Annotated in this window: 25 protein-coding genes; 8 read left to right on the forward strand and 17 right to left on the reverse strand. The window is 35.5% G+C overall.

What is annotated here, in order from left to right:
• Nucleotides 1-10: 10 nt before the first annotated feature.
• From rplB to iscR, 12 genes are all read right to left on the reverse strand, one after another.
• Complete coding sequence (gene rplB / locus GA0061080_RS06080) at nt 11-835, reverse strand: 50S ribosomal protein L2 (RefSeq protein ID WP_065561019.1); 825 nt, start codon at nt 833-835, stop codon at nt 11-13.
• 18 nt (nt 836-853) lie between these two features.
• Nucleotides 854-1,156 carry a 50S ribosomal protein L23 gene (gene rplW, locus GA0061080_RS06085; protein WP_034885052.1) on the reverse strand — a complete coding sequence of 101 codons (303 nt, stop codon included), beginning with the start codon at nt 1,154-1,156 and terminating at the stop codon, nt 854-856.
• Nucleotides 1,153-1,755, reverse strand: coding sequence for a 50S ribosomal protein L4 (gene rplD / locus GA0061080_RS06090; RefSeq protein WP_034911160.1), 603 nt, complete (start codon nt 1,753-1,755; stop codon nt 1,153-1,155). Before rplD ends, rplW begins: the two co-directional genes overlap by 4 nt.
• Before the next feature lie 16 nt (nt 1,756-1,771).
• A complete protein-coding gene (rplC, locus tag GA0061080_RS06095) occupies nt 1,772-2,398 on the reverse strand; it encodes a 50S ribosomal protein L3 (RefSeq protein WP_034911162.1) in 627 nt (208 codons plus the stop codon).
• Nucleotides 2,399-2,429: 31 nt separating this feature from the next.
• Nucleotides 2,430-2,741 carry a 30S ribosomal protein S10 gene (rpsJ, locus tag GA0061080_RS06100; protein WP_006120582.1) on the reverse strand — a complete coding sequence of 104 codons (312 nt, stop codon included), beginning with the start codon at nt 2,739-2,741 and terminating at the stop codon, nt 2,430-2,432.
• A 367-nt stretch (nt 2,742-3,108) separates the two neighbouring features.
• The gene (gene fdx / locus GA0061080_RS06105; protein WP_065605936.1) at nt 3,109-3,447 is read right to left on the reverse strand and encodes an ISC system 2Fe-2S type ferredoxin; all 339 of its coding nucleotides are present in this window, start codon (nt 3,445-3,447) and stop codon (nt 3,109-3,111) included.
• 14 nt (nt 3,448-3,461) lie between these two features.
• On the reverse strand, nt 3,462-5,321 hold the full coding sequence (hscA, locus tag GA0061080_RS06110) for a Fe-S protein assembly chaperone HscA (RefSeq protein WP_091122630.1): 1,860 nt from the start codon (nt 5,319-5,321) through the stop codon (nt 3,462-3,464).
• A gap of 36 nt (nt 5,322-5,357) precedes the next feature.
• Complete coding sequence (gene hscB / locus GA0061080_RS06115; protein ID WP_091122640.1) at nt 5,358-5,876, reverse strand: Fe-S protein assembly co-chaperone HscB; 519 nt, start codon at nt 5,874-5,876, stop codon at nt 5,358-5,360.
• Between the two features lie 15 nt (nt 5,877-5,891).
• Nucleotides 5,892-6,215 carry an iron-sulfur cluster assembly protein IscA gene (gene iscA / locus GA0061080_RS06120; protein ID WP_065561024.1) on the reverse strand — a complete coding sequence of 108 codons (324 nt, stop codon included), beginning with the start codon at nt 6,213-6,215 and terminating at the stop codon, nt 5,892-5,894.
• The gene (gene iscU, locus GA0061080_RS06125) at nt 6,215-6,601 is read right to left on the reverse strand and encodes a Fe-S cluster assembly scaffold IscU (protein WP_034911174.1); all 387 of its coding nucleotides are present in this window, start codon (nt 6,599-6,601) and stop codon (nt 6,215-6,217) included. Before iscU ends, iscA begins: the two co-directional genes overlap by 1 nt.
• A 15-nt stretch (nt 6,602-6,616) precedes the next feature.
• Nucleotides 6,617-7,831, reverse strand: coding sequence for an IscS subfamily cysteine desulfurase (locus GA0061080_RS06130; protein ID WP_091122644.1), 1,215 nt, complete (start codon nt 7,829-7,831; stop codon nt 6,617-6,619).
• Nucleotides 7,832-7,869: 38 nt separating this feature from the next.
• Nucleotides 7,870-8,325 (reverse strand): Fe-S cluster assembly transcriptional regulator IscR, encoded by a 456-nt coding sequence (iscR, locus tag GA0061080_RS06135; RefSeq protein WP_091122646.1) that lies wholly within the window; start codon nt 8,323-8,325, stop codon nt 7,870-7,872.
• Nucleotides 8,326-8,487: 162 nt separating this feature from the next.
• Here iscR and sltY point away from each other — a divergent pair, with 162 nt between their 5' ends.
• A complete protein-coding gene (gene sltY / locus GA0061080_RS06140) occupies nt 8,488-10,425 on the forward strand; it encodes a murein transglycosylase (protein WP_091122650.1) in 1,938 nt (645 codons plus the stop codon).
• Between the two features lie 11 nt (nt 10,426-10,436).
• Complete coding sequence (trpR, locus tag GA0061080_RS06145) at nt 10,437-10,724, forward strand: trp operon repressor (RefSeq protein ID WP_209435755.1); 288 nt, start codon at nt 10,437-10,439, stop codon at nt 10,722-10,724.
• Between the two features lie 50 nt (nt 10,725-10,774).
• Here the strand turns inward: trpR and robA are convergent, their stop codons facing one another.
• From robA to GA0061080_RS06160, 3 genes are all read right to left on the reverse strand, one after another.
• Nucleotides 10,775-11,692 (reverse strand): MDR efflux pump AcrAB transcriptional activator RobA, encoded by a 918-nt coding sequence (gene robA / locus GA0061080_RS06150; RefSeq protein ID WP_091122659.1) that lies wholly within the window; start codon nt 11,690-11,692, stop codon nt 10,775-10,777.
• Nucleotides 11,693-11,776: 84 nt separating this feature from the next.
• A complete protein-coding gene (nfuA, locus tag GA0061080_RS06155) occupies nt 11,777-12,352 on the reverse strand; it encodes a Fe-S biogenesis protein NfuA (protein WP_091122696.1) in 576 nt (191 codons plus the stop codon).
• Nucleotides 12,353-12,463: 111 nt separating this feature from the next.
• The gene (locus GA0061080_RS06160) at nt 12,464-13,135 is read right to left on the reverse strand and encodes a phosphoribosyltransferase family protein (RefSeq protein ID WP_091122663.1); all 672 of its coding nucleotides are present in this window, start codon (nt 13,133-13,135) and stop codon (nt 12,464-12,466) included.
• 198 nt (nt 13,136-13,333) lie between these two features.
• On the opposite strand from GA0061080_RS06160, the gene GA0061080_RS06165 reads away from it, so the two are divergent.
• A complete protein-coding gene (locus tag GA0061080_RS06165; RefSeq protein ID WP_091122667.1) occupies nt 13,334-13,897 on the forward strand; it encodes a peptidylprolyl isomerase in 564 nt (187 codons plus the stop codon).
• A gap of 138 nt (nt 13,898-14,035) precedes the next feature.
• Here GA0061080_RS06165 and pepB read toward each other — a convergent pair whose 3' ends face one another.
• Nucleotides 14,036-15,322 carry an aminopeptidase PepB gene (pepB, locus tag GA0061080_RS06170; protein WP_369332954.1) on the reverse strand — a complete coding sequence of 429 codons (1,287 nt, stop codon included), beginning with the start codon at nt 15,320-15,322 and terminating at the stop codon, nt 14,036-14,038.
• Nucleotides 15,323-15,417: 95 nt separating this feature from the next.
• Here pepB and GA0061080_RS06175 point away from each other — a divergent pair, with 95 nt between their 5' ends.
• On the forward strand, nt 15,418-16,191 hold the full coding sequence (locus tag GA0061080_RS06175; RefSeq protein WP_091122675.1) for a tyrosine-protein phosphatase: 774 nt from the start codon (nt 15,418-15,420) through the stop codon (nt 16,189-16,191).
• Nucleotides 16,192-16,297: 106 nt separating this feature from the next.
• Entirely contained in the window at nt 16,298-16,816 is a 519-nt protein-coding gene (gene ftnA, locus GA0061080_RS06180; RefSeq protein WP_091122678.1) for a non-heme ferritin, read from the forward strand.
• A gap of 52 nt (nt 16,817-16,868) precedes the next feature.
• Here ftnA and GA0061080_RS06185 read toward each other — a convergent pair whose 3' ends face one another.
• A complete protein-coding gene (locus GA0061080_RS06185; RefSeq protein WP_091122682.1) occupies nt 16,869-17,486 on the reverse strand; it encodes a 4'-phosphopantetheinyl transferase family protein in 618 nt (205 codons plus the stop codon).
• A gap of 120 nt (nt 17,487-17,606) precedes the next feature.
• Here GA0061080_RS06185 and metC point away from each other — a divergent pair, with 120 nt between their 5' ends.
• The 3 genes from metC to GA0061080_RS06200 all read left to right on the forward strand — a co-directional run.
• The gene (gene metC / locus GA0061080_RS06190) at nt 17,607-18,788 is read left to right on the forward strand and encodes a cystathionine beta-lyase (RefSeq protein ID WP_091122686.1); all 1,182 of its coding nucleotides are present in this window, start codon (nt 17,607-17,609) and stop codon (nt 18,786-18,788) included.
• Between the two features lie 57 nt (nt 18,789-18,845).
• The gene (gene tilS, locus GA0061080_RS06195; RefSeq protein WP_091122689.1) at nt 18,846-20,156 is read left to right on the forward strand and encodes a tRNA lysidine(34) synthetase TilS; all 1,311 of its coding nucleotides are present in this window, start codon (nt 18,846-18,848) and stop codon (nt 20,154-20,156) included.
• A 107-nt stretch (nt 20,157-20,263) separates the two neighbouring features.
• Nucleotides 20,264-20,515, forward strand: a 252-nt coding sequence (locus GA0061080_RS06200; protein WP_141683102.1) for a helix-turn-helix domain-containing protein, incomplete at its 3' end; no start/stop codon positions are given.

Below are 20,515 nucleotides of genomic sequence, written 5' to 3' on the forward strand. Positions count from 1 at the left end.
TCTATATTAATTATTTCTTATTGCGACGGCGAACAATATACTTATCAGTACGTTTGTTGCTACGCGTTTTCAATCCTTTGGCTTTTTGCCCCCATGGAGACACAGGATGTTTACCAAAGTTACGACCTTCACCACCACCATGTGGATGGTCTACCGGGTTCATTGCTGTACCACGAACAGTAGGACGAACACCACGCCAACGCGTTGCACCCGCTTTACCTAATACGCGAAGCATATGCTCTGAATTACCAACTTCACCAATAGTGGCACGACAATCAGATAATACTTTACGCATTTCACCTGAACGTAGACGTAATGTTACATAAGCACCATCACGCGCAACGATTTGAACATAACTACCAGCAGAGCGAGCAAGCTGTCCGCCTTTACCTGGTTTCATTTCAATATTATGCACGGTAGAACCGACTGGAATATTGCGCATTGGTAAACAGTTACCTGTTTTAATTGCTGCATCAACACCAGATTGGATCTGATCACCTGCTTTTAAGCCTTTAGGCGCTAAAATATAACGGCGTTCACCGTCTTTATATAAAACCAATGCAATATTTGCACTACGGTTTGGATCATATTCCAAACGTTCAACAACTGCTGGAATACCATCTTTATTACGCTTAAAGTCGACAATACGATAATGTTGTTTATGACCACCACCAATATGACGGGTAGTGATACGACCATTATTATTGCGACCACCAGTTTTGCTTTTTGAATCAAGCAACGGTGCATAAGGTTTACCTTTATGCAACTCTGGGTTAACCACTTTAACAACGTGGCGACGACCCGGAGATGTAGGTTTACACTTAACAACTGCCATTGTTCTTACTCCTCCGAATTACTCAGCGACGCCAGCAAGGTCTAAATTTTGACCTTCTGCTAAAGTAACGTAAGCTTTTTTCCAGTCGCTACGGCGACCGATTTGTTGACCACGACGTTTAACTTTACCTTTAACAACAAGTGTATTAACGTCATCTACTTTAACTTCAAATAGTTGTTCAACTGCGGCTTTAATCTCTCTCTTAGTAGCATCTTTAGCAACTTTCAATACTAATGTATTTGTTTTTTCCATTGAAATAGATGCTTTTTCAGAAACATGTGGTGCTCGCAGGACTTTAAGCAGACGCTCTTCACGAATCATGCTAACATCTCCTCTACTTGTTTAACGGCATCAACTGTGATAACCACTTTGTCAAATGCAATCAAACTAACTGGATCAATACCTGCCACATCACGCACATCAACTTTATGTAAGTTACGTGCTGCTAAGAAAAGATTTTCATCAACTTCAGAAGCGATAATAAGAACATCATTAAGATTCATATCGTTTAATTTCTGAGTTAATAATTTAGTCTTAGGTGCTTCAACAGTAAATGTTTCAACCACAACTAAACGTTCTTGACGCACTAATTCAGAGAAAATACTCTTTAATGCACCACGATACATTTTACGGTTAACTTTTTGGCTATGATCTTGTGGTTTTGCTGCAAATGTTACACCACCACTGCGCCAGATTGGGCTCTTAATTGAACCTGAACGAGCACGACCGGTACCTTTTTGACGCCATGGTTTTTTACCTGAACCAGCGATTTCTGCACGAGTTTTTTGTGCGCGAGAACCTTGACGAGCAGCAGATGCATAAGCAACAACTACTTGATGAACTAACGCTTCATTAAACTCACGTCCGAAGGTAGTTTCGGAAACAGAAAGCGCTTTCGCGTCTTTTACTACTAATTCCATCTCTATCTCCTCGACGTTAAGCCTTGATTGCCGGTTTAACAATTACGTCACTATTGATTGCGCCAGGAACTGCACCTTTAATTAATAAAAGATTACGTTCAGCATCAACACGTACAATATCTAAGTTTTGAACGGTTACACGTTCATTACCTAGGTGACCTGCCATTTTACGACCTTTAAACACTTTACCCGGAGTTTGGTTTTGACCAATAGAACCATGACCACGGTGTGCCAAAGAGTTACCATGAGTCGCATCTTGAGTACGGAAATTCCAACGTTTAGTAACGCCAGCAAAACCTTTACCTTTAGATGTTCCAGTAACATCAACTTTCTTAACGTCAGCGAAGATATCAACGTTAATACTTTGACCTACAGAAAATTCGCCTTCTTCAAAACGGAATTCCCATAGACCACGACCAGCTTCAACGCCAGCCTTAGCGAAATGACCTGCTTCAGGTTTGTTTACGCGGCTTGCTTTTTTGCTGCCAGTAGTAACCTGAATAGCTTGATAACCATCATTCTCAAGTGTTTTAACTTGAGTAATGCGGTTGCTTTGAACTTCAACTACGGTGACAGGAATAGAAACACCATCTTCAGTGAAGATACGCGTCATTCCTACTTTACGACCGATTAAACCAATCATTGTTTCGACCTCTCAATCATTCAGCTTAGGATTAACCTAAACTGATCTGCACATCAACACCGGCAGCAAGGTCTAGACGCATTAAAGCATCAACTGTTTTTTCAGTTGGCTCAACAATATCAACTAGACGCTTATGAGTGCGAATCTCGTACTGATCACGCGCATCTTTATTTACGTGTGGAGAAATCAATACAGTGAAACGCTCTTTGCGTGTCGGTAATGGAATAGGACCACGAACTTGCGCACCTGTGCGCTTCGCAGTTTCTACAATTTCAGCAGTTGATTGATCAATCAAACGATGATCAAACGCTTTTAACCGGATACGGATTCTTTGGTTCGACATGAGACCAGAGCTCCATTATTTAAAAGTTATAACAAAAGACTACTCCTCTTACCCTGTTTCGATTGACAGGAGAGTGTAATCCGTTCTTTTTCGTAACCCCCAAATCGGGAGTATTGTTGATATAATTAGCTATTTTTTATATAACAATTATATCTTTTTCTCATTTGCTTACATAAAGGCAATAAACAAAGTGAGCCGATTATACTCTGTTAGTTAACTAACGGCAAGAAATAAATACAGATATTTGGGTTTAAAGATGGGAAGCTTTTTCTGGTTATTAATTTACAATTACCAAATTTCAATCAAATAACCAGATTTAATGTTATTTTTATATTAACCCATAATGGATAATCATTATGATAACTTACTAATGATCTTCTTTGGCATGATTAAGGCTATATCTTGGGATTTCGACCTCTAAATCTTCATTCGTGACACGAGCTTGACAGCTTAAACGACTATGCGGTTCAACTCCCCAGGCTTTATCTAACATATCATCTTCTTGCTCATCGCTTGCTTCAAGCGAATCAAATCCCTTACGCACAATACAGTGGCATGTTGAACAAGCACATGACATTTCACAAGCATGCTCGATTTCAATATCATTGCGCAATGCCACTTCTAAAATGGATTCGCCTTCTTGGGCATCAACAGTTTTTCCATCTGGACAAAGCTCCGCATTCGGTAAAAAAGTAATTTTTGGCATAATAATCTCGTTAGTTAAATATCATCAACGTTATGGCCAGTTAACGCATGTCGAATTGACCTATCCATTCGCTTAGCTGCAAAATTTTGTGTTACTTTATCAACAATTTTAATTTGTTTTTCAATTGCATAACTGTCATTTGACTCACTTACAGTTTGTAATTGATGCTTAGCAATTAAAATATGGTTTAGTTCACTTTCATCTAATAAGTCAGCATCTTTATCTAAAGCACTTTGCAAGCTTTCAAGCACTCTGGCTGCCTCAACTTTTTGTTCAGCAAGCATTCTAATCTGTTTATCTTGCTGTGCGTAATTGATTGAATCTTGAATCATATTGGCAATTTCATTATCAGTCAGTCCATATGAAGGTTTTACTTGGATAGCAGCTTCAATACCCATTGATTTTTCCATTGCTGTTACACTTAATAAACCATCAGCATCAACTTGGAAAGTCACCCTAATGTGTGCACCACCGGCTGGCATTGGTGGAATACCTTGCAGAGTAAAACGAGCCAAAGATCGACAATCAGCAACCCTTTCACGTTCTCCTTGTAAAACATGAACCATCATCGCAGTTTGACCATCTTTAAAAGTGGTAAACTCTTGAGCTCTTGCACATGGAATCGTACTATTACGAGGAATAATTTTTTCAACCAACTCCCCCATGATTTCAATGCCTAACGACAATGGGATCACATCAAGCAATAACATATCTGAATCGGTTTTATTGCCAACCAAAATATCGGCCTGAATAGCTGCACCAATAGCAACTACTTTATCAGGATCGATAGATATTAAGGGATTAGTTTTGAAATAATGTCCTACTAATTCTCGCACTAATGGCACACGAGTAGAGCCGCCAACCATAACAACTTCAACGATTTCATCCACATTAATCTCGGCATCTTTTAATGCACGGCGACAAACAGCTAAAGTGCGTTTAACCAATGGCTCAATTAATTGTTGAAATTGCTGGCGAGTAATAGTTAAAGACTGATTATTCAGAGAAAATACAGCTAAATCTTGCTCACTTAGTAAAATCTTTATTTCGACAGCTTGGTTACTAATTTTTTGATTAATATAAGGATCTATATTATTAGTTAATCCTAATTTCTCTTTTATATAGTCAGCAAGTAACCGATCAAAATCATCACCACCAAGAGCTGAATCACCACTAGTTGCTAGAACCTCAAAAACACCTTTATTTAATCGTAAAATAGAAATATCAAAAGTACCACCACCTAAATCATAAACAGCGATTATACCTTCCTTTCCTGAATCTAAACCGTACGCAATCGCAGCTGCCGTTGGTTCATTAAGTAGTCGCAACACATGCAAACCGGCTAATTTAGCAGCATCTTTTGTTGCTTGCCGTTGTGCATCATCAAAATAAGCTGGTACAGTAATAACCACACCATCAATTTCACCTTGCAAACTCTCTTTTGCTCGCTCAGCTAACGCTGTCAAAATTTCTGATGAAACTTGTATTGGATTTACTTGCTCATTAGGCAAATTTAATAAAGGAACACCATTTTCAGTTTGTGAAAAAGTATAAGGAAAATGTGATAAATCTATATCAGATAAACTTCGCCCCATTAATCGCTTAATAGAACTAACTGTATTTTTCGGATCATTCACAGCATTACCTTTGGCATTTTTCCCAATCGTGATAACAGAGTTATCATCATGATCGATGCCATAATGCACAACAGATGGCAATAGCGGATTACCTTCTAAATCAGGCAATAGCTCTACTTTTCCACTTCGTACCGTTGCTACTAATGAATTAGTTGTACCAAGATCAATCCCCACTGCAAGGCGGCGCTGATGTGGTAGTGGAGTTTGTCCTGGTTCGCTGATCTGTAATAATGCCATTTAATCTATCTCTATCGATACGTTACTTATCTTAAATTATAAATCAAATTGCTCTTCTTGTAACTTTTCGATTTGTTCAATCAATCTGGCAAGATAGCGAATTTTATAGATCTGATTAAGTGCTTTTGACCAATCTTGATTAGTAATAAATTGTAATAATTCGTTATAGACTATCTTTTGACGAGCAACAATCTCAGCATAAAAATCATCTAATAATTCAAAATTATCTTTACTTTCGATATCATCAAGTTTTTCACGTAAAACAAATTGCTCCATTAAAAAATCAGTATCATGAATAATACTTTGTTCAGTTGCTACATCAAAACCTTGTAGAGATAAAAAATACTCAGCAGCTTTAATTGGATTTTTTAACGTACGATAACCATCATTAATGGTTGCTGACTTTTGAACAATTGCCACTTTATTAATATCATTTACAACAGCAAAATTATCTGGATGATATTGCTTTTGCAATTGCTGATAATGAGTTGTTAGCTGAGCAACATCCACCGGCAATTGAATGGGCAAACTAAATAGCTCGAAGTAATTAACCATAATTATTATGTCCGATTACACATTAAAGCTTTCGCCACAACCACATTCGTGTTTCGTATTAGGATTATTAAACTTGAAACCTTCATTTAATCCTTCTTTAACAAAATCAAGTTCAGTACCATCAATATAAACTAAGCTTTTTTTATCCACGATAACTTTGACATGTTTATCTTCAAAGACACTATCATCATCATTAATCACATCGGCAAACTCTAAAACATAAGCCATACCAGAGCAACCAGATGTTTTAACACCTAATCGTAACCCAACACCCTTTCCGCGATTGGCCAAAAAGGCTTGAACACGATCAGCTGCGCTATTAGTCAATGTGATTGCCATTAACGTTGTCCTTTTTTGGTTTTATAATCATCAATAGCAGCTTTAATTGCATCTTCCGCTAAAATTGAACAATGAATTTTAACTGGAGGTAAAGCAAGTTCTTTAGCAATATCCGTATTTTTGATAGCTTCTGCTTCATCTAATGATTTACCTTTTATCCATTCTGTAACCAAAGAACTTGATGCAATTGCACTACCACAACCATAAGTTTTAAACTTAGCATCTTCAATAATACCGTTATCATTCACTTTGATTTGTAGACGCATCACATCACCACACGCTGGTGCACCAACCATACCACTACCGACATTAGGATCATTTTGATCAAACGAACCAACATTACGTGGGTTTTCATAATGATCAACGACTTTTTCACTATATGCCATAATTTACTCCCAATTTTAATGTGCTGACCATTTAATCTTTGTTAAATCAACACCATCTTTAAACATTTCCCAAAGCGGCGATAAATCCCTTAATTTCCCAATAGATTCTCTGATTAATTTAATGACATAATCAATTTCTTCTTCTGTGGTGAAACGACCAATAGAAAAACGAATTGAACTATGAGCGAGCTCATCATTAAGCCCTAATGCTCGTAATACATAAGACGGCTCTAAGCTCGCAGATGTGCATGCAGAACCAGATGAAACAGCTAAATCTTTTAAAGCCATCATCAACGATTCACCTTCAATATAAGCAAAACTCACATTTAGGATATTTGGCACACTGTGCTCTAAAGAACCATTTAAATAAACCTCTTCAATATCTTTTAAACCATCCCATAAACGATTTTTTAAGGCTAATAAACGAGGCATTTCAGTAGCCATCTCTTGTTTAGCTATATGATACGCTTCACCCATGCCCACAATTTGATGCACAGGTAAAGTACCAGAACGCATACCTCGTTCATGACCACCGCCATGCATTTGTGCTTCAATACGAACACGTGGTTTACGCCTTACATAAAGTCCACCAATACCTTTTGGTCCATAAATCTTATGACCAGAAAATGACATTAAGTCAACTTTTAAGTTAACTACATCAATTGGTAATTTACCAACAGACTGGGTTGCATCAACATGAAAAACAATGCCTCTTTCGCGGCACATCTCACCAATTTTTTCGATGTCTTGTATTACACCCGTTTCATTATTGACATGCATAATTGATACAACGGTTGTATCACTACGCATAGCTGCTGCAAGTTTATCAAGATCAAGGATACCATCGGATTCTGGCGTTAAATAAGTCACTTCATAACCTTCTCGCTCAAGTTGGCGACAAGTATCAAGCACAGCCTTATGCTCAGTTTTACAAGTAATAATGTGCTTACCTTTGGCTTGATTAAAATGAGCAGCACCTTTGATTGCTAAATTATCTGCTTCAGTTGCCCCTGACGTAAAAACGATTTCGCGTGAATCTGCACTAATAAGATCGGCAATTTGATTACGGGCAATATCAACGGCTTCTTCTGCTTGCCAGCCAAATTTATGGGAACGAGATGCTGGATTACCAAATATACCGCCTGGCGTTAAATACTGCATCATTTTGTCAGCAACTCTAGGATCTACAGGTGTTGTCGCTGCATAATCCATATAAATAGGTAGTTTCATTAATTACTCCCAATGAAAAATTCTGTATTCTATTTTTATTAATTAATTTGAACGTGATGTATATTACTTTGTCGACTAGCAACAGCTTTAACTTCTTTATCATTGACCAATTCACTCAATGTAATGCTAGTTAAAAAGTCCTCAATTCGTTCACTTAAATCATTCCACAGTGTATGGGTTAAGCACCTAACACCACCTTGGCATCCATCTTGCCCGTGACATTTTGTCGCATGCACTGTTTCATCGACAGCTTTAACAATTGAACTAATAGCAATTTGATCCATAGAACGACTCAGTATATAACCGCCACCAGGGCCTCTAACACTGCGCACCAAACCATTTTTTCGTAACCGAGCAAACAATTGTTCAAGATAAGAAAGTGAAATTTCTTGACGTTCTGAAATATCAGCTAGTGATACCGGTCCTGAATCTGCATGTAAAGCAACATCAAGCATTGCCGTCACCGCATATCGCCCTTTTGATGTCAGTTTCATTGAGCATTCCTCTATATGTGAGTATGCTTATTGTATATATCCTTTCTATTTAGTCAAGTATTTAGTTGAGTATTTTAGTAGGAATTAAACTGCGGTTCATTATCGACGAACCATAACTTAATATGCTAATCTAATGAAATAAATTCACATGGGAGTTAAAGGATGAAATTAGTATTACGTTATTTTTTGATAATTAGCCTATTGTTCACAGGTAACATTTACGCAGATAGTTCTCAAAATGGACGAGAAAATTATCAAAAATGGCTTAACTCCTATCAATCACTTAACTTTGAAGAACAGCAAACATTGCTCTCTACCATAAAAGATTACCCATTATATCCTTATGCTGCTGTACAGTTTTTTCAGAATAATATTAAAAGCGTTTCACCACAAATGATAAGCAGTTTTGTTAATCAATATAATGATTTTCCGCTAACAGCTTCATTGACACAATCTTATTTAACCGAATTAAGCAATCGCCAAGATTGGAATTCAATCGTTTCGTTCCCAAAAGATAACTCCACACTATCTAATTGTCGTTATCAATATGCATTACTACAACAAGGAAATAGCGAGGTTGTTTTTAGCACTGTTGAATCACTTTGGATGACAGGCAAAGAACTTCCTTCTGCATGCGATCCATTACTTGACGCTTGGGCTCAAGCAGGTAAACGAACAGCTAATTTAATACTATTACGTACTGAGCTTGCTATTGAAGCAAATAATTTGAAATTAGCCAAACATTTAGCTAACTTACTTGATGACAACTACAAAACAACCAAAATCAATTTACTAGCAGTTCTTAATAATCCTAAAAAATTAGAAGATTTTTCAAAAAATATTAAAGCTAGCTCCTTCACTAAAAAAATTGTACTAGCATTATACCCTCGCTTAGTAAAAGCTGATATGAATTTAGCTGCAACATTATTACCAAAATTAGTTAAACAGCAAACTTTAAACAAAACAGAGCAAGTGGCATTACAAAAAAGTTTGGCTAACAGTTACTTCAAAGATTCTACAACTGACGAACAAATAAAATGGCGTGATAACTATATAGCGAAATATCATGATACAACTTTAGTTGAAAAGCGTATCCGCCTTGCCATTGATGACTATAACTTCGATGACATCGCTTATTGGATAGCACAACTATCGCCAGAAGATCAACTAAAAGAAGACTGGCAATATTGGCGAGCTAGAGTTTTATTAAATAATAATAAGAAAAGTGAAGCTAACAAAATTTTGCAAACACTCACAACCAAACGTGGGTTTTATGGCATGATAAGTGCACAAACACTTAATCAACCTTATTCGATCAATAACCAATCTCCAAAGATTACACAATCAGAAATATCAACGTTAAAAAACAAATACGATAATCAACCTTATGTAAAAAGAATTAACGAATTACGTTATTTAGGAATGCTTTCAGAATCAAGTTACGAATGGCGATATATGCTAAATAATCAAAAAAACAAAAATGAATACTTGCCATTAGCTCAATATGCTTTACAAAAAGGATGGGGTGATCTTAGTATTCAAGCAACCATTGCTGGCAAACTTTGGGATAACTGGACAGAACGTTTACCAATTATGTACAAAGATTTATATAACAATGCATTAAAAAATAAAGCTATTGGGTTATCTTATGCTTTAGCTATTTCTCGCCAAGAAAGTGCACTTGATACTACTGTCAAATCACCTGTCGGCGCCAGAGGGTTAATGCAATTAATGCCAGCAACTGCAAAAGAAACAGCTAAAAAAGTTAATTCAGTAACTTATATTTCATCAACACAATTGTTTGATCCTCAAACAAATATACAGTTAGGCACTACATATTTAAACACTGCTTATCTACAAAATGATAAAAATCGTATATTATCTTCAGCCTCTTATAATGCTGGTCCAAATAATGTTAAGCGCTGGCTAAAAAAGAGTAACGGAAAACTTGATGCAGTAGCTTTTATCGATAGTATACCGTTTACTGAAACACGTAATTACGTCAAAAACGTATTGGTATATGATTATATTTATCAAGTAATCTTAGGGCAAAAAAGTGTCAATTTCCTTAGTTCAAATGAATTTAATAAACAATATTAATGGTGATTATAATGAAAACTAACGAATGGAAACAAACAGTTGAATTATTACACCAAGCATTTAACGATGGTTATTCACTGGATATATTAAAATTACTAATGACCGCTGATGAGCGAGATGCTTTAATTACTCGAGTTAAAATCGTACATTCATTACTTGATGGTTCAATCAATCAACGCCAACTTAAAGAGCAACTAAAAATTGGTATTGCAACAGTAACAAGAGGCTCTAATAGCCTAAAAGAAGCAACTCCAGAATTTAAAAAGTGGTTAGAAAAGATTTTATTAAATCTCAGATAACTAAATAACTCAGTCAATATCTAATAGCCGATTTTTATATCATATTATAGTTATAAACTTGATTGGATATTGACTTCACTATCAGCAACAACTGGCACGCAATAATCGCACTCCATACGTTTAATATCCTTAACCGATTCGATACCTCCATCATGAAGATTTTTATGAATTTCAATTATATAACTAGAATAACGTAAACGCACTTTTAATGCTGGCATAGCCGATAAATGTACCCGAGAAATAAAATCAATAAACTCGTCTGGCGAACCAATATATTTAAAACAAAGATATATCCCCCCTTCACTAACAAACTCCTCAATATGCTCAATATCATTATTATGATCTAAAGCAATTGTATAAAATAACTCTTGTTCATTAGCATTATCTTTACTTTTCAATATACGACTAAAAGCATAAATTTTATCAGGTAGATTTTCAAATTTATTATTACAGCGTGATATATAATTATGAAAAAATTCAGTTCTTAGCTTATTTTCTTCATCTAATAATTGGCTCAAATTACAATTATTCTTAAATGTAATACCCCAAAACGTTTGTTTGGGCATATTAAAAAATCTTGGTTCAGGTAATAAAAGTTGATTTTTATTCAACTCAATAGCAGGTGTTAATCCTGTAGGATCCCAAAATTCACCTCGCCTATAACTTGCGGGTGTTTCATTAAATTGTTTTTTAAAAGATCGAGTAAAGGTTTGTTGAGAATCAAAACGATATTGCATCGCAATATCTAAAATAGGCTTACTTGTCATGCGCAAAGCAAGCGCAGCATAAGTTAAACGGCGATGACGGATATAAGTACCAAGTACCTGACCAGTTACCTCTTTAAACATACGTTGTAAATGCCATTTAGAGTAACCTGATTTTTGGGCAACATGATCGATAGACAATGGTTGCTCTAGATTTTTTTCAATCCAAACGATAAGATCTGAAATAATACTAACTTGATTCATAAAACCTCATCACAATATCAATGGCAAATGCCGATCGATTATGACTCAATCCTAGCAATAAGCAAGGCTTAAATAAAATTTATTTTAGCAAAAAGAATGTGTTCCAGATTGATGTTCAGTAATATCTTTTACACCAGCTAGTTCAGAAAATTCTGCCATTAATTGTTTCTCAATGCCTTCTTTTAAAGTGTAATCTACCATTGAGCACCCATTACATCCACCGCCAAATTGTAATATAACATAATTATCGTCAGTTAATTCAACCAAACTAACATGCCCTCCATGGTTAGCTAATTGAGGGTTAATTTGCGCTTGGATTACATAATTAACACGCTCAATAAGCGGAGCATCGTCTGCGACCTTTTTCATTTTTGAATTTGGCGCTTTTAGTGTTAATTGCGAACCTAATTCATCTGTCACATAATCAATAACAGTTTCATCTAAAAATGGCGCACTAATTTCATCAATATAAACTGAAAAATCGGTATACTTTTCCTCAATATCACTATCTTCCACCGTATCAGCAGGACAATACGAAACACCACATTCAGCACTAGGCGTACCTGGGTTAATAACAAACACCCGAATTTGTGTTCCATCAGGTTGATTAGCAAGCAATTTTTTAAAGTGTTGTTGAGCTGGCTCAGAAATAGTAATAATAGACATAACCCCTCACTTTAATGTCATTAGGTAATTAATAAACCCAATATCATTTATAATATAATAATAGTTGACTAACTTTCTTGGTTATTATAGGCATTGTTTAGGATTTTACAATACTGTACGGCATAAACAAACGACTTGAACGCTCGTTGCACCGCATTTTTTTAATTGTTGGCTAATGACATTTATTGTATTACCTGTTGTGACAATATCATCAATAAGCATTATCGATTTATTTGAAAGATCTTGATGACATATAAAAAGCGCGTCAACATTACCAATCCGTTCGGTAAGAGACAGCCTTTTTTGATCTTGTCCACTTTTATTCCGAAACAACAAATAAGGATAAAAATCACGATTTAACCATCTAGCAATTGGCTTTGCCAATAACTCAGCTTGATTAAAACCACGAGACCAATAACGAATATGATGCAAAGGCACACAAGTCACCAAATCAGGTTTAGCTAAAGTATCGCTTTCTCGCCGTTGATACCAAGCTAAAAACATCAATCTTGCTAATGCTGTACTTAATTCGACTTTATTGTAGAACTTTAAATGATGAATTAATTTTTTTAACGGATTAACATAGTCAGAAACGGCAATAAGCTCATCCCAATAAGGCTTATTAACACGGCATCGATAACAAATATCAGTTGGTAAAGAGTGCGGCAGACAGCATTGATGACAAATTTTATTGAATTTTGGTAAATTATTAACACATTGACAACAAATGCCGTGATGAGGCAAAAATAAAGGCATATCACACAAAATACATCGCATAAAATTCAATATATTTATTTGCAAAATAAGTTTAAGGAAACATCAATACAATAACCTAATTGGCTTTGCCATTTTATACAATTCAACATTTTTACGAGCTATAACACAAAAAATCATCTGATTTTTCATAATAATATTCAAAATAATTAAATATTCGGTATAATCAACCACCCTTTTTTTGGAGCAAGAAATTAATATATGAAAAAGATTAAACTGTTATTTATTACCATATTGCTAACTTTGTTTTCTAGCATTACTTTAGCTGACACCAAAGTATTATTACAAACCAGTATGGGTGACATTGAAATTGAACTAGACAGCGAACATGCGCCGATTACCACCAAAAACTTTCTTGATTATGTAAATAGTGGATTCTATGAAAATTTAACTTTCCATCGCGTTATACCTGAGTTTATGATTCAAGGAGGTGGTGCTGATGATCAATTAAAATTCAAAGAGACTAATCCAGCAATTAAAAATGAAGCCAATAACGGTTTGAAAAATGAGCGTGGCACCATTGCTATGGCAAGAACAAGTGAAGTAGACAGTGCTACTAGCCAATTTTTTATCAATGTCGCCAACAACGATTTTCTTAATTACCAATCACCAATGCAATATGGTTATGCAGTATTCGGTAAAGTTATTAAAGGAATGGACGTAGTTGACAAAATTGTGGGCGTAGAAACTAAGCGCGTAGGACCTCACCAAAATGTTCCAATTGAGTCAATTTACATAAAAAAAACCATTGTTATTAAAGAATAATAAGACAGCAACTATAAATAATTATTGCACTTTTTTAATAAGAAATGATCTAATAACAAAACACCTCTGCAAATGAAACAACTGCAGAGGTGTTTATCCAAATAATGCTAGCCTACATTTACAACTATCATCTCCAAGCTACTTTAATGCTATTAGTAAGTTTGCCAAAGTTCTCACACCAACACCTGTTGCCCCTATTGCCCATAAAGCTGTGGCACTTTTACGGAATGTTGCAGAACAATCAATATGTAGCCAATTTTTTTGATAATTTTTAATAAAATGCGATAAGAAAGCCGCAGCAGTACTTGCCCCAGCAGTATTAGGTATACCTGAATTTGCTATATCAGCAAATGATGATGGAAATTGCGAACGGTGAAACTCGGCTAATGGTAATCGCCAAAAAGCTTCATGCTCAATATCACTACTAGCTAACAATTGGCTAGCAAAGTTATCATCAAACGAAAGTAATGACTGATAATCATTCCCCACCGCAATCTTAGCCGCTCCAGTCAGTGTTGCACAATCAATAATATAATGAGGTTGGTCATTATCAGCACAAATTAAACCATCAGCTAAAACTAGTCTCCCTTCTGCATCCGTGTTATCAACTTCAACCGTTTTACCGTTACGGTAACGAATAATATCGCCTAGCTTAAACGCATTGCCACTCACCAAATTATCCGCACAACATAAATAAAGCTTAATACGTTGATTTAAACCGCGCGCAATGGCTAATGCTAATGCACTTGTTACCAACGCAGCCCCACCCATATCTGAGCGCATTGACTCCATAAAATTACTTGGTTTTAAACTATATCCTCCTGAATCAAAGGTAATACCTTTACCAACTAAACAGGCCGTAATTGGTGAATTAGGGTTTTGGGTCGGGTTATAATCAAGTTCAAGCAAAGCCGCTGGTCGATCCGAACCTTTTCCAACCGTATAAATACCCATATAATCTTGCTCTCTTAAAGCTTCACCTGAAATGATGTTGTAAGTCACAGCAGATGAGTAAGTACTAATTAACTTAGCTGCTCGTGTGGCTAACTCAACAGGACTTAATGTATCGGCTTGTTGATTGACAATATCTCGACACCAATCGATAATCGCCAAACGGTGTTTCAATTCTTGCTTATCTTCGCTATTGAGTTTTGCCCACATAACTTTGTTACTATTTTTGGCATTACGATAACCTAACCAAAAATGCCAACATGCCTCTAAATTCCAACCCTCGCCACTTAATTTAACGGATTTAATGCCTAAGTTATCTAACTTGCGCCCTGCTTGTTGAATTACGCTTAAACGAGTTTTTGATTTATAGTGAACCGTTATAGTATCATCCGAAAAGCTCAGTAGCGCATTTAAGCCCCATTGTTTTGGAGCATGATTATCAGAAAGTAAAATAGATAACGTTGACATAGTAATAACCTCAATTATTGATAAAGCAAAAACAATGACTTAATTCTAATCAGAAACATGTTAATATAGCAAGCAAAGTTAATAATAAATAAGGGTAAGTAATGGCATCGATTGTACCAATAAAAAATGGTGTTAATTTTCGTGACTTGGGTGGAATAAAAACAATGGATGGACGCAAAATACGATCGGGTTTATTGTACCGCTCTGGTGAGTTTTCGCGCATCACTGATGACGAACAAGCATTCTTATCTAATGAACTAAAAATACACTATATTTTAGATTACCGAGACCAAGACGAATTAGCCCGTTTTCCTGATAATTTATGGCATAATGCCAACTATATTAATGTTCCCGCAAATCCATTAAATGATACGGTAACTGCCAGCTTAACCACAGAGTTAGAAACCACTTCTCTTACACTTAAGCAAAAGTCACCTTACGACTTTATGATAACACTTTATCAGCTATTACCTTTTAATAATGCTGCTTATCGACAACTGGTTTCAATACTATTAAACTCAGAAGGACAACCACTAGTGCAGCATTGCGCAGTCGGGAAAGATAGAACAGGTATTGGTGTAGCACTGGTATTATTTGCTTTAGGTGTTAGCGAAGAAGAGGTTATGCAAGATTATTTACTCACCGAACAACTATTACATGACTTTCGTGAGGAAATACTAAATCAATATAAAAGTAAATTAACACCTGAAGATTTTGAAAAGCAAAAAATGATTTTTGCTGCCAAAAAAGAATATTTAACCGCTGCCATTACCGCAATCAAACAACGTTATAACACCATAGATAATTGGCTAGCACAGGAGTATCAATTAGATAATAACAACAGAAAAACCCTACAAAATATTTATCTAATTTAAAAAATTTAAACCAAGAAGGTAAATAACTTAGGTTTATTTTAAGATGACTTTTCAAAAAAGTGAATGAAAATTGAAATAATAAAAATAGCAATGTGAGGTAAGTCAGATGTTAACAAAAGAAATGGTCAAAAAACTCAATGACCAGTTAAATTTAGAATTCTATTCTTCAAATCTTTATCTACAAATGAGCGCATGGTGCGATGATCAAAATTTTCCTTCTTTTGGTAAATTTTTAAGAGATCACGCAGGTGAAGAACGTCAACACATGGAACGCTTATTTGACTATGTTTTAGATTGTGGATCATTGGCACTGATTGGCAAAATTGATGCACCAGAATCAAAATTTAAATCATTATTAGAAGTTTTCCAAGTTGCTTATAAGCATGAACTAAAAATTACTAAAGAAATTAATGAGTTGGTTGATTATGCTTTAACACAAAAAGATTTTTCGACGTTTAACTTTTTGCAATGGTATGTATCAGAACAACATGAAGAAGAAAAACTCTTCAAAAGTATTGTCGATAAACTTGAATTAGTTGGTGAAAATAAACGCGATTTATTCTTTATGGACAAGGATTTCAATAAAACTTTAAGCGAGTCAGGCTTGCTTAGCACAAACGAATAATCAACAAATTGTATCTATTTGCCACATTAATGGTGTGGCAATGTTCTATTCTTTAAGATTGCAACTTCAATTGTGTAATTGGCACATCACAATTAACTGCAAGGTGAACATCATCAATTTGTTGATATTGAAAATAAAAATGCTTGGCAAAAGGTGAACTAATTATATTCTTATCTAAATCAACATTAACCGACTTAATTTGCCAAACGCCTTTAGCATATAACTTTAATGCAGATTCCTTTAATGTCCAAAGCTGCCAAAAAGCTTTTAAAGAATCCTCTTGTTTAATCATCCATTGATATTCGTCATCAGCAAAAAAATTTTTAGCTACTTTCAAATAATTTTTTCGTGGACGTGCTACTTCGATATCTAAACCAACCTTACCTACTAACGAAATCGCAACTGCTACCCAATCTTGGCTATGACTAATATTAAAATCTGGTAAGTGTGACTCTAAAAAAGAGGGACGACCATTATCTCCAACCTTAATAACAGGTAACATCGAAATATCACAGTATTGTTTAAGCAAATGAGCCAAAATTGAACGGCAAACTAAAAACTGTTTTTTACGTTGTCCACTTAAATTATTTGCTTCATTAAGAAGCGTTTGAGGCAACAGTGAAAAATTAATGTCAGCATCCTTAAGACAAGCAAGTTGAACAATTAGCATAATTGGCAAGAAAATATTAATAAAATTTATTTTTTACTATTTTAACAGCATGCTATGCTAACTGTTATCAAAATTAATAAAAATATCAACCTTAATAAATAGTAGCAAGGGTGTATCATTATGTCATTACCAACAAAATTAGTTCATGCAGGACGTAAAAAGCGTTATACACAAGGCGCTGTTAATTCGGTTATTCAACGTGCATCATCATTGGTTTTTGATTCAATTGAAACAAAAAAAGAAGCCACCAAAAACCGTGCCAATGGTGCATTATTTTATGGACGCCGTGGTACATTAACTCATTTTGCGCTACAAGATGCGATGGTTGAAATCGAAGGTGGAGCTGGTTGCTATCTATACCCTTGTGGCGCAGCCGCCATAGCTAATGCCATTTTAGCTTTTGTTCAAGCTGGCGATCATATATTAGTGTCTGAAGCCGCTTACGAGCCTACTCAAGAATTTTGCCAGCAAATTTTAAAAAATTTTGGTGTTGAAACAGATTACTTTACGCCATTAGTGGGTCGCAATATTAAAAATCAAATTAAGCCCAATACCAAAGTCGTATTTTTAGAATCACCAAGCTCAATTACGATGGAAATTCATGATATTCCTTCAATGGTTAAAGCAATTCGCAGCGTCAATCCAGAAATTATTATTATGATCGATAATACATGGAGCGCTGGCGTATTATTTAAAGCATTAGATCATGATATTGATATCTCAATACAAGCAGGTACTAAATACCTAATCGGTCATTCTGATGCCATGATAGGCACCGCTGTTGCTAACCAACGCTGTTGGGAAAAATTACGCGAACGTTCTTACTTAATGGGACAAATGTGTGATGCGGATACCGCTTATATAGCCACACGAGGATTGCGAACATTAGCAATACGATTAAAACAACATTACGAAAGTGGCATAAAAATTGCTAAATGGTTAGCTAATCATCCTAAAGTTGCTACCGTCAATCATCCAGCATTAGAAAGTTGTAAGGGGCATGAATTTTTTAAACGTGATTTTTCAGGTGCAAGTGGATTATTTTCTTTTGTACTCAAAGATCGATTAACTGACGAGCAATTATCTGATTTCATTGACAATTTAACTTATTTTTCAATGGCTTATTCATGGGGTGGTTTTGAATCATTAATTTTAGCTAATCAACCCGAAGAACTAGCAAAAATTAGACCTGTATCTGGTATTGATTTTAAAGGAACTTTAATTCGTCTTCATATAGGGCTTGAAGATCCCGATGATTTAATTGCCGATCTTGCTGCTGGTTTAGACAGAATCAAGCAATAAAAAATGAATCTATATAAAGCCAATGCATTACCAATGTTTAGCATAATTAAGTAGAAGATGAATAATCAAAACCAAATCACGTGTGACGAAATAATAAAACAAACAGTTTTTCATAATATAAAACACCACAAAGCGCTACTGGTTGCATATAGTGGTGGTGTTGACTCAACGGTATTAATGCATGTGCTTGTTAAGCTTAAACAACAATTGTTACCAAATTTAAAGCTAAGAGCGATCTATATTCATCATGGTTTGAGTTGCAATGCTGACAACTGGGCAACGCATTGCTGGCAACAATGCCAAACATGGCAAGTTCCAATAATTATTGAAAAAGTCAGACTTGATCCCATAGCGGGTAATATTGAAGAGCAAGCTAGAAATGCACGTTACCAAGCAATATATCGCCATCTAAAAGATAATGAAACGTTATGCACAGCTCAACATCTTGATGATCAATGTGAAACTTTCTTCTTGGCATTGAAACGTGGTAGTGGACCTGCGGGATTGTCCGCTATGCCACAGGAAAATCAACAACATCTTCGACCTTTATTAACAATATCACGATCACAAATTGAAACTTATGCGAATAAACATCAACTCAATTGGATAGAAGATGAAAGCAACCAAGATGATCACTACGACCGTAATTTTTTACGCTTAAAAGTCTTACCAATCCTTAATCAACGCTGGCCACATTTTTCGCAAATGGTTGCACGCAGTGCGGAATTATGTCAACAACAAGAAACGTTAATCAATGAGTTATTATTGGCAGAGTTTAAGCAAGTTATCACCGAACAAAATCAACTGGCTATTGCACCATTAATGGACTATTCCGAGTATAAACGAAATGCAATTTTACGCATGTGGTTTAAACACAATCATATTAATATGCCAACACGCCAACAAATAACATTAATTTGGCAAACCGTTGTATTAGCAAAAGAAGATGCCAATCCGCAATTTATCTTTAATAACCAACAAGTTCGCCGTTATCAAAATCAACTCTATTTGTTACCATTATATCAAGATATTGAACAGCAAATCCTAAACTGGGATTTAGCATTGGCATTAACACTTCCAGATAATGTTGGTAAATTACAAGTTAATTATCAAACTGATTTATGTTGCCGATTACCACAAGCAGATGAAAAAATCACCGTACGATTCCATGCTCAAGGAAAATTTCAAATTGTTAATCGTCATGGTTCGCGATCAATAAAAAAACTATGGCAAGAGCATAATATTCCACCATGGATGCGAACTCGAATCCCTCTGATTTACTACAACGAACAACTGATTTGCGCAGTAGGCGTTTTTGTTACTAAACAAGGGCTGGGTTCACAAATCGGTTTTAAGCTAATCATCTAGTATCAAACCAAAACAAATAAGGAGGCAAATTCGCCCCCTTGATTTGTAATAGTCTTTACTTAATCTGACATTTAAGTTATTTTATAACACAAAAAGGAGAGTCAGAAATGAATCAAACCGCCAAAATCATTAAACCTAAATTAGGACTACTAGAATTAGCTAAGCAACTCGGTAACGTTCAACAAGCTTGCAAAGTCATGGGATACAGTCGAGATAGCTATTATCGCTTTAAAAAACTGTATGAGCAAGGGGGTGAGCTTGCGCTTCAAGAAATCAGTCGTAAAAAGCCTATCGAAAAAAATCGGGTAGAGCCACATATAGAACAAGCCGTTGTCAATATGGCCTATGAATATCCAGCT

It is taken from the genome of Gilliamella intestini, assembly GCF_900094935.1.
Taxonomy (GTDB): Bacteria; Pseudomonadota; Gammaproteobacteria; order Enterobacterales; family Orbaceae; genus Gilliamella; species Gilliamella intestini.